We start from the raw sequence: 17583 nt of genomic DNA, 5'->3' as shown, positions 1-17583 counted from the left end.
GTGCCAGAGCAGCCGCATGAACCGTCGCAGGGGATGAGCCGCAGGGCCCTTCTTCAGCGTTCCGCGCTCGGCATCGGGGCCCTTGGCCTGGCCGACCTCTTCAGTGACCAAAAGGCCTACGCAGACGTCGCCGCCGGAGGTCGAGGCGTCGCGAGCATGGTGCCGAAGTCGCCCCATTTCCCGGGCAAGGCAAAGCGTGTCATCCATTTCTTCCTCAACGGAGGGCCGAGTCAGGTCGACACGTTCGACCCCAAGCCGGCTCTGCTGAAATATGCCGGCCAGCCCACGCCTCAGTCCTTCGCGACGGAGCGCAAGACGGGCGCGGCATTCCCTTCGCCGTTCAAATTCCAGAAATACGGGCAGAGTGGCATCGAGGTCAGCGAGCTGTTCAGCAAGACGGCCCAGCATATCGATGAGATCGCGGTCATCCGATCCATGGTCGCCCAGGTGCCAAATCACGAGCCATCCTTGATGCTCATGAACTGCGGCGACTCGGTGCTCTCGCGCCCGAGCGTCGGAGCCTGGGTGATGTACGGGCTCGGGTCCGAGAATCAGAACCTTCCAGGGTTCGTCTCGATGTGCCCCAGCGGTCTCCCGATCAAGGATTCGGATAACTGGCAGTCGGGATTCCTGCCTGGGATTTACCAGGGAACCTACATCGATCCCCAGCACACACAAATCGACAGGCTCATCGAGAATATCCGCAGCCCCCACGCCACGACGGCCGTACAACGCAAGCAGCTCGACCTGCTCCGCTCCTTCAACACGAAGCATCGGGAAAATCGGGCTGATGCCCGACTCGACGCCCGCATCCAGTCGTTCGAGATGGCCTTCCGCATGCAGATGGAGGCCGCTGAGGCCTTCGACATCGGCAGGGAGCCCCAGTCGATCCGCGAACTCTACGGAAACGGGGTGCACGGGCGGCAGACGTTGATCGCTCGTCGACTCCTGGAACGCGGAGTCCGCTACGTCCAACTCTGGCACGGAGCCGGGCAGCCCTGGGACAATCATTCCCAGATCGAGGAAAATCACCGCAAGCTCGCTGCCGAGATCGACCAGCCGATTGCCGCGCTGCTGACCGATTTGAAGCAGCGTGGGATGCTTGAGGACACGCTCGTGATCTGGGGTGGGGAGTTCGGTCGCACACCGACCGTCGAGCTCGACGGCAACGGAAAGGCCGCGCTCGGCCGCGATCACAATCACTACGGATTCAGCGTCTGGATGGCGGGCGGCGGAATTAAAGGCGGGACGATCCATGGTGCCACGGATGATTTCGGATTCAAGGCCGTGGAAAATCCCGTCACCGTCCACGATTTCCACGCAACGATCCTCCACCTCCTCGGCTTCGATCACGAGCGCCTGACTTATCGCTACGCAGGTCGCGATTTCCGCCTCACAGACGTTCACGGGCAGGTCGTCCGACCGATCGTCGCCTGACCACCTTTCTCTTCACGCTGGAACTTCGATCACATGGCACGCCTCATCGTTCGCCCCGATCAGCTGGACCTGGATACTCCCGGTAGGCGTGACTACTGGGTCGCCCTGGAGCACGACAGTATCTGGGGCGATCACCTCATCCCCCTTACGGTCTGGGTGGGTCCGGAAGTCGAGTTGGGCCGAGGCCTCGTCGCATTCGGCTCCAACCACGGAAACGAATACGAAGGGCCCATGGTCCTGAAGCACCTGATGGGTGAGATCCAGATCGAGAAGGTCCGGGGCCGAATCATCTTCATCCCGGTGTTGAATGTCGCTGCATTTCGAACGGGGACCCGTGAGAGTCGAGACGCTGATGGCGTGAACCTCAATCGGGCATTCGTGGATGGGGCGGGTGTCACACCTTCTCTCGCCGGCATTACCCATCGGATTGCCGCGTTCGTCCGGGCCTACATCTGGCCTCGCGTCCACACGGTCATCGACCTTCATTCCGGCGGCGATGTGGCCCGGTTTGCTCTGTGTGCCAACTACCATCCCCTGGACGACCCCATCCTCGCGGCCCAGGTCGAGGAGACCGCTCGCTGGTTCGGCACCCCTTGCCTGATGGTCTACCAGAATTCAACTCCGGGCCTACTCCCCAGCGAGGCCGAGCGGCTCGGTAAGATCACGGTTGGAACCGAACTCGGCTGGGGACGTGCCGTGAACGTCGACGGCGTCCGATACGGGAAGCATGGCGTCCTCGCGGCGGCCATCCATCAAGGCCAACTCCACGGCGAGATCGAGCCTATCGGCTACCACAAGGATGGCACGCAACGAAAACTGGAGATGGTCGACCGCGACTGTTTCTCCGTTGCCCCGTTTGACGGCCACTACGAGCCCCTGCTCGAATGTGGCACGGCGGTCCGACGCGGCGAGACCGTCGGCTTGCTTCACGATTTTGATCATATCGACATGGAACCGTGGCCCGTCGTCGCTGGAGTCGATGGGGTGATCCTCGCCCAGGCCTGGGTCTCCCCGGTCCCGCGAGGCCAGCATATCGTGGTCGTCGGTCGCGTGCTCTCCAACTGATCCGGTTGTGATGCGAACGTCCGTAACGACACAACCGGCCTGATCGAAGTCTTGGTCGACATCGCTGACTCCAGGCCGATCGGTTCTTTGTGAGGATGTTTTGGGCCCGAGGGTTGTCGGCCATCGACTTCGAGAACACTCGTCAACGACAAGGACCCGCCCTGGGGAATTGTCCGACCGTGGACGGGTAAATCACGGTCCCCGATCGGCCCGGAACTGGAAATTCGCTCCGTCAAAGCATGGAGAACCCCCTATCAATCTGCGAGTCCCGGCGATGAACGGCCCCACGAACGCAACGAATTCGGAATCTCCCACAGGTGTCCGATATCGGGTGCTCGGATTTGCCTGCACGCTTTCGATGATCACCTATCTCGACCGCGCCTGCTTCGGCGCGGCGGCCCCCTCGATCGCGTCCGAGCTCGGTCTTACCGACGTGTCCCAGCTCAAGTGGGCGATGACCGCTTTCGCGATTGCTTATGCCGTCTTCGAGATCCCGGCGGGCGCGATGGGCGACCGGCTTGGACCTCGAATGATGCTGATCCGTATCGTCACCTGGTGGTCGGTCTGCACGGCCCTTACCGCCGTCATCGGCCTGCGGGTGGGGGGGACGGTCATCGGCGGGCTCGGCACTCTCATCGCCCTCCGGTTTCTTTTCGGAGCCGGCGAAGCGGGTGCCTATCCGAATATCACTCGTGCCATCCATAATTGGTTTCCCCCCCGAAGCTGGGAAATGTCCCAGGGGATGGTTTTTATGGCGGGTCGCGTGATGGGCGGGCTGACCCCGCTTCTCTGGGCGATCCTGGTCGGAGGGACCGCCGAGACTGCCCCGCTGATGGGCTGGCGACCGGCCTTTTTACTCTTCGGTGGGATCGGACTGATCTGGACCGTCGCTTTCGCCCGCTGGTTTCGCAACCGGCCCGAAGAGCACCCCGGCATCAACGCAGCGGAACGCGACCTGATCGGCTCGCATGAGCATGCGCGGTCCTTGCACGGTGCAATACCCTGGAGGGGTCTATTCACCAGCCGAAGCCTCTGGGCCTTGTGCCTGATGTATTTCCTGGTGAATTACGCCTGGGCCTTCAACCTGACCTATCTCCCCACATACCTCCAGGAACGATTTTCCATCGAAACTGGAGACAGACTCGGCGCGATCTATAAAGGGGCCCCTCTCTGGTTGGGCGCGGCGGGTTGCTTTCTGGGAGGCTTCTGCATCAACGGACTGGCTCGCGTCCTGGGCGATCGACGGCGGGCAAGGCAGGTTCTGGGCTTCACGGCCTTGAGTGCGGGGGCACTCTGCTGGTGGGGTGCCCGTCATGCCGAGAACGTCCAGACCTTCTGCCTTCTGATCTCCCTGGCCGCGTTCGGCATCGACCTCACCCTGGGGGCGGCCTGGGCAACTTGCCAGGACCTCGGCCGACAGCATGCCGCAGTGACAGCGGCCTGCATGAACACGATCGGGACGCTAGGCTCTGCCATGGCGGTCTGGCTGACCGGCACGCTGGTCGAGCGATCCTTGACATTACAAGTGGCCTTGCAACACAATTCTCTCGCGCAACTGTCTGCCGTCGATCGGCATGTCGCCGTCCTATCTGGATACGACGCGGCCTTCGCCACCTATGTCGTTGTCTTCCTACTAGCCTCCTGCTGCTGGCCCCTCATCGACCCTTCGACCCCGATTTCCGCGGACTGACCTTCTCGGTGACCTAGATTGGCCAGATGAGAGTCTTCCACTCGGAAGGTCGCCCGCAATTGAGATCGCGGCCAATCCGATGTGTGGACCCTAAAAGCCTGTTGGGCAAGCTTGACCTAGCCATCCGGGATGGACACACGAACCGCATACCCGAGCGACCTGACCCACGCCGAGCGGGCTCAGGTCTGCCGCGTCATCCCTTCGCCCAGACCGGGCGGGCGGCCCGCCAAGCACGACCTGCGGGACATCGTCGACGCCCTGCTTTACGTCTTCCGCACCGGCTGCCAGTGGCGTGCCCTGCCGCACGACCTGCCCCCCTGGGCCACCGCCTACTGGTATTTTCCGCATCTGGAAGGCCGACAGCACCTTCGACCGCCTGATGGACCTGCTCCGAGGCGACCTGCGCCAGGCCCACGGCCGGCCGCGCCAGCCGTCGGCGGCCATCCTCGACAGCCAGTCGGTCAGGACGACGGAAAAAGGGGCCCCCGAGGCTAAGACGCCGGCAAGAAGGTCGCCGGCCGCAAGCGGCACATCCTCATCGACGGCCTGGGGCTGATGCTCTCGGTGGTCGTCCACGCCGCGTGCATCCGGGATCGCGACGGGGCGAGGCTGGTCCTGGCCCCGCTGCGGCACCGCTTCATGCGGCTGCGGCTGATCGTCGCTGATAGAATCCTACAAGGGCGGGATTGCCGAATGGGTCGCTGCGCTGCGGCGCAGAAGCCGACTTCGCCTGGAAATCAAGGCGAAGCGCCCCGGTGCCGGCAAGTTCGAGCCGAACGCGTTCCGCTGGCGTGTGGAGCGGACCTTTGCCTGGCTGGGCCGGAATCGCCGGCTGAGCAAGGGCTACGAGGCGACGATCTCCAGCAGCGAAGCATTCGTCAAGTTGGCGATGATCCACCTGATGGCCCGCCGGCTGCCGAAAGTGTTGGCGAAAAGGTAGCTTTCTCAACAGGCTTTGAGTCGCCCTGGACGCCGAGACACGGCGCGTGGTGGTCATGATCTTCCGCGATCGCTCGGGGACCCCACTTGGTGCTTCTGGGACGCTCTGCCCGAGGCGTACCAGGGCGGAGCGATGATCTTCACCGACTCCTTAGCGTCGTAACGGAGGGTGATCCTGGCCGGCCCGCACACAAGCTGCGGCAAAGGTGACGGCAGGTCAACCCCAACGCCGCGAGTCATCCTCGGTTGGCTCCGGAACGCCGGGCCGTGTGTCATTCAATCGCGATTTTTTTAATGAGGATATGTATATTTAAATTTTTCAAATTGTGCAATGCCGCGCTCCGGTAAGATTGGAGAAATCGGCACACCCTGCCGTAGACGCAGGCACGGAGGCCCGCAGCTTGCCGCGTTATCGTGAACGAAGTTGCGGAAAGTACGGGTCTCAATAAGAGAGGAAACCTTCAAATTAATAGTGTCCAGATGGTTCGTGGCCCACGGTTCCAAAAAGCTGGATTCGTTCGCGGTGATCTGTCGGGCGAGGCGAGATCGCCGCATCGTTCACGGACATTGGGGCACTCACTTCGGCGCTCGCCTGGGAGCGTGCTCCCGGCCCGGATGAGCTGGTCCACAGGCTTGGAGAAATTCGCAGTCGAGGCATACAAATCAGTTGGTGGCGATGTATTGAGGTTGTCAGTCAAAAATTAACTCCAGATTCCACACGTGTTCCTTGAATGGCATCTACCGTAAGTGTAAGTTCACCTCCGCAACGCTCGATCGACCGCTAACCCGTGAGGCCGTCGTTCGCAGGCATCCCGAACTTCGCTTCGACGTGACGTCGATTCGCGGCTTCGGTTGCCCGTAGCGATCCTATCGATTGTTAGCCAAACGTCACGGGCGTCCGTAAGTCCACCTGGGTCCCACGAATTGTGGGATTGTCAGCCATCCGACGGTGAATAACCTCCCGGATCCTGAGCCCAGAGGGGGCGGTTTGCACGAGGTTCCCGGGTCTTCACCCAAAGTGAAGGAGTCCCCAACAGTGAGCGTGGCCTACGACCCGAACTCGCTCGTGGACGCTTTACGCTCGATGGGCTACGGGTCCAGCTTCGCGGCCCGCAGGCGGCTCTGGGGACTCTACGACCTCCGCGAGGCGTACACCGGCTCAGCGCGGCAGAATGGGCTCCTCCTGGCGGCTGTCAAGCTCGGCCAGAGGGCCCCGACGCTGCGGCTCACCCGCATGCTCTACGACATCGGGCAGGACGTCGACGCGGTGGTCGTCGCCGACGCGAAGGTCCTGATCGAGAATGCCTTCGGCGGGCAGTCGCTGGAGGCGGTCCCCGGGCAGACGGTTCGCCTGGGCAAGGTGAACTACGCGGGTGTGTTTCCCGTCCGGGTCGCGTCGGGCTTCCTGGCCACTCAGGGCGCGTTGATGGTGCTGCCGCACACGTCGGGCAGGATCGCCGTCGGCTACGTCGCGACCCCAGTCGAGTCCACAGCGGTCCCCGTCCCCCTGCCCACGAACTCCAACGATGCGAATCTGCTGGAGAAGTTCTACGACGCCGTGAACGAGGCGCGGTTGAAGAGCGCCTGGGATGCCACCTGGGGCGACGTTTGGAAGCCCGACCGTGTGGCCGGGATGACCCTCGACGTCTTCTTCGCGGTCCTGTTGCTCCTCGTACCGGGAGTAGGGGAGGCCCGGATCGTCACCATGGGCTGGACGGCATCGGGGTGGGTGTTCGACACCCTTCACGATTTCACAGACAAGCTGGCCGAGGAGGTCCCCGGCCTGGATGACTCCGAGCGGACGCGGTTGAAGATCCTGCTGGCCACTCCCACCGCCTCGCTCAAATTCGGTCTCGACGTGGGACGCTTCCGAGCCGATCGCACGCTGTGCTCGCTCTACGACTTGCTGGGCACCAGTGCCGACAACTTCTTTCTCAAGACCTTTGAGCTCGAGCCGTCCGGGAACGAGAACCTCAAACTTGCCGGGAGCATGCTCCGTGACGCCACGAACAAGTCGATCGGATTTGTTTGCGAAGTCGTCAAGAAATAGCGAGTTCCCCATTCATATCCAGGAATGCCCCGATGGCCCAGGTGGTGAACCGTTCGAGCCATGTGATCGAAGTTTATGGGACCGAGACGGCTTCAGGCACGGCCCGCCGCTGGATCCTTGCACCCGGTAAGCAGACACAGGCGACGTTCAATTGCTCCGAGCTTCGCGCTGGTGACGAGTTCGGTTTGGAGGTCTTCGGTTCCAAGGATTGGTGGAAGGTTCTTACCGACTATGTCTTCATCTATCCACCGCATGGGGGTGACGGCTTTTTCACTCAGGATATGACTCTCCATTGCGTGCCGTTCCTCCCCCGGAGCGAGTCCGCTCCCCCCTGGAGGCGTGGCTACGAGGTGTCGCCGGCAGACGCCACGCGTGACGGCACCCCGGTGACAGATCCGCTGGATCGCGTCTCGGAGTTTCCGATCACCGAGGACGAGCTCGGCGTGAAGGAAGGGGAGCTCGACTCGGTCCTCTCCGGGGCGGCCGGCTTCTATGCCTTCGGCCTGCAGACACGGACCTGGAAGCGAGACGACCTGTACATCACCGTCCGGCTCACGGCCGACCCGTCGTCGTCCCTCTCGGACGACGAGCGAAAGCGGCTCGAGGGGCCTGTGGGCGGCCCGACCCAGCTCGACGTCTGGAAGGAGAAGATCGAGACCGTATGGGCCACGGCGGTCGGCGGCTCGAACGGAAAAACGCTCCACGTCGAGTGCGACTGGGTCGAGTCGGGCGGCCACTACAACATCGACATCGTCACGGCCGGCGGATCGCTTTTCCGGAGAATCGTGGCCAAGAGCACGATGGAATGGTGGGCCATCGACATCGACGACAGCACCACAACCCGTGACCGGGTGCATGTCACTGCCCACGAGTTCGGTCACCACCTTGGGCTGGATGACGGCTATTACCTCCAGTACGAGATCCCTCACCTCGAGAGCGATCCAGTCGTCCAAAAGTTCCTGGCCGACGACGCCAATGTGAAGTCGCTTTCCAACGACCCGACACGGGAACGTAAGACTGAAGGATTCTGGGGCGGGTTCCTGTCGTTGCCCGGGTTCTATCAGCTCTTCGGCCGGCCCGAGCGCGTCGATCAACGGGTGGATCGGGGCGTCCGGACGACCGCCTTGAGCTTGATGGAGCGCCCGAGCGATCTGAATCCCGCCGTCATTGACCGGGAGCTTGTCGATGCGATCGTGGGGCGGCATCTCCAGCCGCTTTATCTCGCGGCCGAGCTCTTCTTCGTCCGGAAGCCGAACTCAACGACCTAGGACGCCGTCCTCGGTGTGAGCGTGTGCTGGCCGATCAGGGTGGCCGGTCGCGCGGACCGAGGGTCCGCGTCCCCCCGTGCTGGAAGGTGCCCTTGGTGATGCCGTACCTCCCACTCAGCCTGAAGCCGCTTCCCCCGTCGGCCGGCGATGGGGTCGTCTTCCCCTACCTGTTCCAGGGTCCCCCGGGGTTGGGCGAGACGGGCCATCGGTACCGGTTCGCGGTGCTGGCGGCCGACTCGAACGTGGCTGCGGCTCAGACCCTCGCTCTGCTCGGGTTCGAACGCGACGGGACGGAAGCCCCCCCCTTCGGCGGCTGGGCGTTCCACAGGATCAAGACCGACGGCCCGTTCGGTTCGCTGAGTGACGACCCCCTCGTAGGGGAAGATGAGCGGCTCGACACCTACCTCGACCTCGCCACATTGCACGTGAATGAGGCGGAGCTCCGAGCCTCGCGGGTCAATGGGGGATTCGCCCCCAACGGCCTCGGGCCCGCGCGATTTGGGCTGAAGCGGAGCGGAGGTCATCCCGACGGCTGGCGGTTCGCGCTGGCCGGTTCCGATGACACCGATGCGATCGCCCCCTCGTTCGTGCTGCCCGCCGCCGCGGTCGATGTCCCCGGTGTGGGGGAGGGCGAGGTCACCTTCGGTCTGGTCGCCAACGGTCTGGGAGAGAGCGAGTGGACGGGGGGCAGGCTTCGATTCAACGACGCGGTCGTCTGCGGTGTGGAGGGGGCCCGGATCGCCTCGGGCCCTATCGCCCTCGTGGCGGGGAGTTCCGGACCCGGCATCGATCTCCTCTGCTCCGGCCATCTCTCGCTCCCGTTCGGGGTCGGGGGATTGGCCCGCGTCGAGCTGCCGCGCGAGGCGGTGTCGATCCGCCTGGAGACCGGGAGGTTGGCGGTTTACCTGTTTCCCGACATCGCCGGGGACCCGGTGCATCTGCCGATCGACCTGACGTTCTCGATCGTGATGGATCAGGTCGAGCTGCCAGACGCACAGGCACTTCTTGCCCCGCTCGAGTCGCGGACGGCTGGCGGACTACCGTCCTTGCGGCATCGGATCGAGTTCCTGGTGGACGGCGACTGGGCGCACCTGGGCCAGCCTGTTCTGACGCTGCCGCTGGATGGGAATCGTTGGTCGTGGGACGACTTCCTCGCCGCCGCGAATGCCGGCCAGTGGTTGTTCTCGTCGCGCGAGCTGGGGCACCACGCTCACGCGTTCAACGGTCTACGCTGGTCGCTGGCCGACTTGCTCGGCGACTTACTCGGGCCGGTCTCGCTTGAGGTGGCGAGCCCGAGGCGCTACCGGAGTTCGTCGTCCGCCCCCACCCCGACCGGCGGCCGGCTCACCGTCCCGCTGTCGCTCTCCCTACTGGTCGCGGGCCAGACGTTCCGGCTCGACCTCGAGCTCAAGATTGCCCTGAAGACCCTGCGGCTTACGGCAAACGACCTGAAGTTCCGGCTCGGCCCGGGCCTGCACCTGTGCGAGCTTCAGGTCATCGACCTCGGATTTCTCGCGCTAATCCTTCCCTCGCGGCCGGACAGCGGGCCCGGCGGTTTCGGCGACGACAACGACGGCGGGCTCGACCTGGAGGCCCGCACCTTCACGATCAAGGCGCCGACTCAGGCGGGGGCGACCCCGCGTCCCGGCCCATTGGTCCTGATCCCCGGCAGCCTGACAGATCAACGGATCGATAATCGAGTTGTGTTGCGTCTCCGGGAGTTCGACCCGGGCACGTGGCCCGTCGACGGGCCTGATAAGATCTACCTGCGCATCGGCCCCGGCGGCCTGAGCTTCCATGCCGAGGTCGACTCGAGCCACTCTCCGCAGATCGGTACCGGCGGCGGCAAGCCGCTGACCTTGCGGCTGCACGAGCAGCGAGGGCCGACGCGGAGCCGGGTCGTCCTGATCGAGAGCGTGTGGAAGGAGTCGGTCCTCTTCGGCGAGCTCGACGTGCCGGGCCTGGACGACCTGGTTGCCAAGGTGGAGCTAGGCCTGCGTCAGGACAAGCGGGGGCAGCCGCCCGTCATCTGGGTGGCCGTCGACCTTGACCGCACAGACGGCATGCCGCTGGCCCAGTTCTCGGTCGGCTACCTTCAGGTCAAGCTCGATGACTTCCGCGCCCGGCTCTCCTGGGATCTGGGCAAGAACGACTGGGACCTCTCGGTCCGGGTCGATGGCCGGCTCTCGCTCGCGCCGCGGACCAGCAACACGGGCGGACTTGACGACCTGGCGCGTCCTGATGCGATCGTGGTCCGCGACCTCGACCTGCTCAGTCTGCACCGGGGACCCGGTGAGGTTGCCCTCCAGCTCGACAAGCCGGTGGTGTTCGACTGCCTGGATGGGATGTTCTCGGCCCGCTTCGAGAAGCTCCAGTTCGGCTGGGGGAACGGGTTCTTCCTCGCGTGCGACACGGCTGCGTTTCGCTACAAGCAGCCCGGGCAGCTCGACGTGAGGATCGAGGTGGGGGCCGTGAGGCTGGAGTTTCACGGCGGCAACCGTGTGACGATGCGGAACCCGTCGAAGCTGGGGATCGACGTCCGGATCGGGGGCTCGGTGCGCTTTCGCGGGGCCGTGGCCTGGGTCGACAACGATGTCGAGCGTTACTTCGCGGCCGCCGGGACGCTGTCGCTCCAGGGGTTGCCGGAAGCGTCGTCCCTGCTCAAGTTCGGCAGCGGGGTCAAGCTCGACGGTGCCACGGTCCCCAACATCGCCCTCTACGGCGCGACCGACGTGTCGGTGCCGCTCTTCGCGGGGGTCGTCGCAAAGAGTTTCGGCGTGGGGCTCGGGATCAACAACCGGCTCGCCGGGGTCGGCGAGCGGCCGAACGCCGAGGCGGTGCTCGCGAACATCGATCGGATCGACCCCTCTCGGATTGAGGGCTGGGAGTTCGTCCGGCGGAACGGATTCTTCCTCAGCATCGTCGGCACGACGGTGATCACGTCCGACGAGGGCCCCAGCGACCAGATCAATGCCTACGTTGCGGCGTTGGTGCTCTGCCTCGACCTCGACTTGAACGTGGTGGCTGCGGGCAAGCTCTGGTTCTCCAGCAGCGTCGACTTCGTGCGGAGGCAAGATCACTGGAACCGGCCCGCCTTGGTCGGGGCGATCGCGATGCGACCGCGCGATCGGGTGATCTCCGCCGCGCTGGAGTCGCGGGCGCGGCCGGCCATCGAAAAAAACGAGCAACTGGCCCGGGTGTTGAACAACGGGCGGATCCGGCTTTCGTTCCTGCTGTCGCCTCGGCTGGTCGACTTCCACCTCCACGAAGTTTCATATCAGGATGAGTTCCTCGGCTTCCAGATGCTCTACCGCGGGAGCTTCCGGCTGGCCGTGATGGACCGGACCATGCTGGTGATCCTCCGCGAGTCGGTCACCGGCCGGTTCGACCGCCAGTTCGAGCAGCGGCCGGGCGGATTCGCCGCGTCGGGGGCGCTGAATATCGCTCTGGAGATCGCCGGCCTGCTCAGTCCGCGCGGGCTGGCGGTGTATGGCCGTCTCGACGTTCAGCTCAGCCTGGCCGTCCGCGCGTATTTCAAGCATGAGTGGTCGATCACCATCCGGATCGGTCGTTGGAAGAAGAAGTTCAGCTATTCGCTCGTCGTCACGTTGGTCTCCGCCCGGGTGGGGCTCGGGCTGCGGGGCGCGGTGGCGTTCGATGAGTCGGGTCGCTTCGGGTTCGACGGGGCGATCGCGATCTCGGTGGCGATTGCCTCGTTCCGGCTCGAGATTTCCCCTTCGTTCCGGATCAACGAGGGGCTGATCAGCGAGGTGCAGGACCGCGTGGCGGCCTTCGAGGCGAGGATCGAGGCGGTTCGTCGCGAACTCCTCGACGGAGGCGGCAGCCGCGAGCTTCAGGACGGGGACGGCCACCGTGCGATGCAGAGCCTGGCGGTGTCGGCCGAGGCGTGGCTGCATTACGAGATCAACGGTTGGCACCTTCTCCTGCCCCGCTCCGACGCGACCTGGTTTACGCCGTCGCTGCCGCAAGACGCCGCGGCCGACCCCGACACACCCCCGCCGTTCCGCGACCGCGTCACGAGCATCGAGGTCGACGGCGCGTTTCAAGGGAACGCCGAGCGGCTCGCGACCGTCGTACCGCCGTGGGAGCGAGCCCGCTGGGACCACTTCCGCGACGAACGCGACGCGCTGGAGGCCGCCGAGGCGATCATGATTGATACGGCACCCGAGGAGGCGGTCTCGTCCGTGCCCCTCCAATCGTACGATCCCCAGAGCGACCCCCGCGTCGAGAGCATCGGGCGGGAGTGGTGGACAGACGAGGACCGGGCGCGGCTACCCGACTACGCCATCCCCTTACGCTTCCGGTCCGCTGACGCGGCGCTTGCCAGCCCGGGCGTGGGCGATCGGGCCGAGACTGACTACGTCAGGCTCGTCGATTACCTCGCCTGGGGCGAGCGCGCCGAGCGACTCCACCGGCACCGCGTGGACGACGACAATCGCACCCGTCCCCTCCAGAGCCGGGCGGGGGTCGTCCGGATCTTGTTCGACGCGCGGGCCGAGATCGACCGCGCCCTCGCCGGCCCGTCCGGTTCTGCGTCGCCCGGGGCGGTGGTCTGGGCGCGGCCGCAAGCGACCACCGGTCCGCGCGACTGGTTCGGGCTCTGGTTCCGACTCCCGGATGGAGTTGCGTGGTCTGACGTGACGGCGGTTCGCGTCGGCCGGGCGACCGGCGATGCCTCGCCCAACTTCGAGGAAGTGGATGTCGTCTCACCTGCCACCGCGATCGACCGGCTCAAGGAACTCGTCCGGCCACTCTGGGCGCGACAAGAGCACGTGATCGACCAGGCGGGCGACCGGACCCGTCGAGGTGAGCGCGGCCGCATCGTCGTGAAGGTGCCGGTGCTTATGCCCGATGAGGTTCTGAAGTCCCTGCTGCCGACCGTATCGCACTGGCAGCTCTGGAGGCGGCTGCCGAACGAGTCTGAGCCGAGCCTGATCGCCGACTTCCAGCAGCCCGGCCTGAGCTATCTCGACGATCCGACGGGTCCGCACGTCGTCGTGGTCGGGCCTTACCTCTGTGCCGACGAGTTCCCGACCGCCGACGGCCGGATTCAGACGCCCGGTGTGATCCTCGACCAGAGCGAGATCCATTATAGCGTCAAGCCCATCGCGGTCGGCGACACGTCGTCCCCGAGCGCGGCCGGGTCGCTGCCGTTGCCGCTGCCGGTGCGGCTCCACATCCCGCCGGCCGACACGCTGCCCGCCGGCTTGATGATGATCTTTCCGGTCGGATCGCTGTACCACCCCGGCGCCGGTGCTGGTGCCGCGCCCGAGGGCTGGGGCCGGTTCACGATCGCCATGGCCGACGACGAGCCGGGCTCGAGCGGCTCGCCCCGGCCGGTTACGATCCCCCTTCCCGACGGCCAGGTGCGCCCGCTCCGGGCGGACGATTTCGAGCTCTGGGCCGAGGAGTGCGACATCCCGGGCTCCGGGTACTACGGCGGCGGCGACCCGAGACCCGGCGACCTCGGCGACAGTCCCGCCAGCGGCGGGGAGATCGACACGCTCCGCTCCACACGCGATGCCGGCCCCGACGAGACGACCGACGGCCGGAAGTTTGTGGTGCCTTTCGACGTCGATCCCGACGCCTCCACCCCGGGGGCGGCCTTCCGGATCGACCCTGCAGCAGCCCGCACGAGACTCCGGCCCGGACTGGCCTATCGCTTTCTCGTGCGGCCGCGATCGATCCGGCCGGGCACATCCCGGCGCGAGGCGATCGGTCTGCTCCGCCCGATAAGTTCCTTCCTGACCCGGTCGGAGAGACCGGACCAGGCCCTTCAGGTCGGGGCGGGCGCCTCGCTCGGGCTCCGCCCCGCGTCGCTGATCGAGTTCGTTCCGAGGTCGGTCCGCCAGGCCGTCCTCGACCAGGTCCTCCGTTTTCTGCCTGTGCGGGTCGACGAACGCCCCCTGGTCGTCCCAACCAAACGGGAGGCCCGCCGGGCCCTCGCCGCCAACCTCCGGGCCCGCATCGGACTGACCTGGGACCTTTTCCAGGCCGACCCGGCCGTCGCCGGCGATCGGGCGGGCGGCGTCGAGATCCTGATCCGCGACCTCGATGATTCCGCCGTGCAAGATCTCCTCGTCTGCGAGATGCCCGACGAGGAGGCTTACCGGCTACTGACGACCGACTTCCGCAACCCCTCCGCCTGGCGGCCGACTCCCCTGGAACAGCTCGACCGGCTGGGTGTGCCCTTCGCTCCGGCCGTCGGCACTCCCGGCACCGGGAGCATCACCGATGCCTTGCTCTATCTCGCCGGCAGCGACAACCCGATCCTGCGTGCCGTCCTCCGGCGGAGCGAGGAACTGGAGCAACTGGCTCGCCCGGCGACGGGCGGAGCCCCAACCCCGTGGTGGGCGATCTCGCCTGCGGCCAAGAACTTGCTGACGGCCCTGCGCGGCTACGAGCGGTCGCCACTGAGCCTTAACGATTCCACGGCCCGCGATCAGGTCATTCAACTCAAGTTCCTCATCAAGCACGCGTTCACCGGGCTGCGCGACCCGGAGGTCGCCGGCCGGCAGGCCATGCCAACGGTGGCCGAGACCGTCCGGATCGACACCGACCTCGCCGCCTGGCTAGCCGAGGCCGAGGATGCCCGGACCGACGACCTCGCCGAGCCTGACGATACCCCCGAGGGTCTGAGAGCGGCCCGGAGGGCGTACCTCGATCTCGACCTGGCGCATCAGCTCGCCTCGGTGCTCCGGCGTCGTCTGACCTGCGTTGCGGAAGTGCTGTCGGCTTCGGCGTCCGACGACGTGCTGACGGCCGCCGAGCTGGCGGCCGAGAGCCCGCGACTGCCCGGCCAGACGTGGTTCGAGGACCTCCGCGGCCAGGTCCAGCGATTCTCGGCCGAGGTTGGTCCTCTTGTTCGCTGCCAGAGGCTCCTCGACCGAATGCCAACGCCGACCCCGGCAGCGGTCGTCTGGGCCGTGGAACTCCTGCCGGGCCACCTCGATACGCTGAGGAAGATGCTGCAGTTCGACGGCGCCATTGAGCGTCGCCAGGCTGCCGCGGCCCTCGTGGGACAGGCAGCCGGTCTCACCGTGGCCATCAACGGCCTTCGGGAAAATTTGGCCACCCAGGGCTGGCGGCTTGCCCGGCGCCCGCACCACCAGGTCGGCGTCGGGGTGAAGGAGGATGGAGCACGCGAGGCCGTCGATAATCGGCTGGCGGACTTCATGGACGACGCACCCCGACTGGATGCCGCGACCGGCCGCTCGGCTGACACCGCGACGCCCCCCGAGACCGGGGTCGTCGGGCTGCTCAATCTCCTCGAACGGTTCGGGTTCGCCCTCGACTTCGCGGCCCACGACGCTCTCGGCCACCCCGTTCCGCAGGACGACCTCGTCACGGCCATCGATGCCGCCGATTTGTTGGGCGCCCTCGCTCGGTCGGGCCTGGCACCGCACCGGGCGTGGGTGGTCCTCGGCCGTGAACCCGACTCCGAGCACCGCGGAGTGTTCCCCGACCTGGAAGGTAGGCGTCCCGAGTTCTTTGTCGGCCACTCGTTCGCCAAGCTCGTCGTCGTGCCGCAGGAGTTCGCCACGCTCCTGCAGACGCGAATCTGGCCTTCTCCCATCGACGACTCGGCCACCGCGTCGCGGGTGACGGTCGCGTTCAACCGGTTCCGAGCGTGGTGCGAGGCGCGGCGGCTGACCCTCGGCGACTCCCAGGACGCCGATGCGATCGCCTTGTTGAAACGCATCGTGCAGGTTTTCGCCTATGTATCGCACGGCATGGACACGGTGCCGGCCGACACCCTCCCGCGATTGCGCCTCGAGCCGCGTGAGACTGGCTGGGTCACGGTGCCGCTGGTCGACGGTCGGGCCCACATTGACTGGACCTTGCCAGACCGCCGCGGCCGCCGCCTGGCCGAGCCCGTGCTCGGCCGCGTCGTCTCGCGATACGAGCCCCTCGTGCGGTGGCACGAGAGGTTCGACGTCCCTGTCGTCTGGCCCTCGGGCGACCCGGCCGAGGCGTTCGCGGTGCGGCGGATCACGCTCGAGGAGGACCGCCTGACCGACCTCGACCTCCCCGAAGATCTGCCCATCGTCGTCCACCCCGACTCCCTCGACATCCGCTTCAGCTTCCCGCTGCCGGCGGCCGGTGCGCGGTCGCTGTACAACGTGATCTCCGCAGTCCGCACGGGCTACCAGGGCTACACACTGGGGTTCCGTTACCGACTTCGCGATCACGACGAGCCGGGCGTGCGCGGGTGGCAACGCCTGCTCGCCGCGATGACCTTCCGCGCTCCGGGCAGCGACGGTTCGGCCCGCATCGCCGACCCGCCCGCGGTCGTGCGGCCGGTGCCTCGGACGCCCGCCGGCGAGCCCCGGCTCTTCCGCCATGAGCGGCTTGTCGTGCTCGACCGCCTCCCCTACTTCTTCGAGTACTGGCTGGAGGCCCGTTCGCAGTACGACCTTCGGTGGGTCGGGGGCCCCGATGTGCCGACGACACGTCTCGCCCCGGAGCCGGCCCGCCGCGAGCCGGCCTTCCTGGCCTGCCGCCCCGCCACCCTGGAACACCTCGGCCGCGGGGCAGGGTTCGACGACTGGAAGGTCACGGTCTCGTTGACCCGAACCGGCGACCTGCTCGAGCCGGTCGAGTTGGCGGCCAGTCCGCCGCTCGCCCCCCGGCAGGCAACCACCTCGAACGGCGTCACGCTCGACCTCGCATTGGACCGCCTGCCCGAGCCCGGAATGGGCTACGGCATCTCCTACCGCATCGACGACCCACTCGCCGACCCCGATGATCTTGGCGTCTTCCTCTCCGTGGGCGAGATCCTCATGCCGTGGCACCCGAGCTATCAGCTCCCGGCCCCCCCGGCTGACCCACAACAGCCGCTACTTCCCCTGCATCCCCGGTTCCGCCCCCTCGACGCGCGGGTCAAGTTGAACGTCGGCGCGGAGTGGCTCCCGATCGTCTGCGGTCAGTCTGAGCTTCACCCGGCGGCCGGCCCGCTCGTCCCGGCCTACATCGTCGCCGTGCAATTCCGGACCGATCACGACCCCAACGGCCCGGTGTTCGACCCATCTCAGCCGGCCCGCTGGGTATTCCAGGTCTCGCGCGGCGGTCACCTTTCCGCCAGTCTCCCGATCCACGTTCTTGCGGAGTGA

The 17583-nt window shown here is 66.1% G+C and carries 6 protein-coding genes and 1 pseudogene; all 7 read left to right on the top strand.

Annotated features, from left to right (window positions below):
- Positions 1-33 precede the first annotated feature (33 nt).
- The 7 genes and pseudogenes from EP7_RS09765 to EP7_RS09735 all read left to right on the top strand — a co-directional run bounded on the left by EP7_RS09765 (position 34) and on the right by EP7_RS09735 (position 17583).
- Complete coding sequence (locus tag EP7_RS09765) at positions 34-1437, top strand: DUF1501 domain-containing protein (RefSeq protein WP_463528396.1); 1404 nt, start codon at positions 34-36, stop codon at positions 1435-1437.
- 33 nt (positions 1438-1470) lie between these two features.
- On the top strand, positions 1471-2502 hold the full coding sequence (locus tag EP7_RS09760) for a M14 family metallopeptidase (RefSeq protein ID WP_463527671.1): 1032 nt from the start codon (positions 1471-1473) through the stop codon (positions 2500-2502).
- Between the two features lie 274 nt (positions 2503-2776).
- Positions 2777-4192: an MFS transporter gene (locus EP7_RS09755; protein WP_463527670.1), complete on the top strand. Its 1416-nt coding sequence runs from the start codon at positions 2777-2779 to the stop codon at positions 4190-4192.
- Positions 4193-4321: 129 nt separating this feature from the next.
- Positions 4322-5132: pseudogene (locus tag EP7_RS09750) on the top strand (IS5 family transposase).
- A 1035-nt stretch (positions 5133-6167) separates the two neighbouring features.
- Complete coding sequence (locus tag EP7_RS09745) at positions 6168-7181, top strand: hypothetical protein (protein WP_463527669.1); 1014 nt, start codon at positions 6168-6170, stop codon at positions 7179-7181.
- Between the two features lie 32 nt (positions 7182-7213).
- Entirely contained in the window at positions 7214-8449 is a 1236-nt protein-coding gene (locus EP7_RS09740; protein ID WP_463527668.1) for a hypothetical protein, read from the top strand.
- 98 nt (positions 8450-8547) lie between these two features.
- A complete protein-coding gene (locus tag EP7_RS09735) occupies positions 8548-17583 on the top strand; it encodes a hypothetical protein (RefSeq protein ID WP_463527667.1) in 9036 nt (3011 codons plus the stop codon).

It is taken from the genome of Isosphaeraceae bacterium EP7, from assembly GCA_038400315.1.
In the GTDB taxonomy this organism is placed as follows: domain Bacteria; phylum Planctomycetota; class Planctomycetia; order Isosphaerales; family Isosphaeraceae; genus EP7.
The sequence above is the reverse complement of the archived record's forward strand: the minus strand, read 5'-3'. Positions and strand labels throughout refer to the sequence as shown.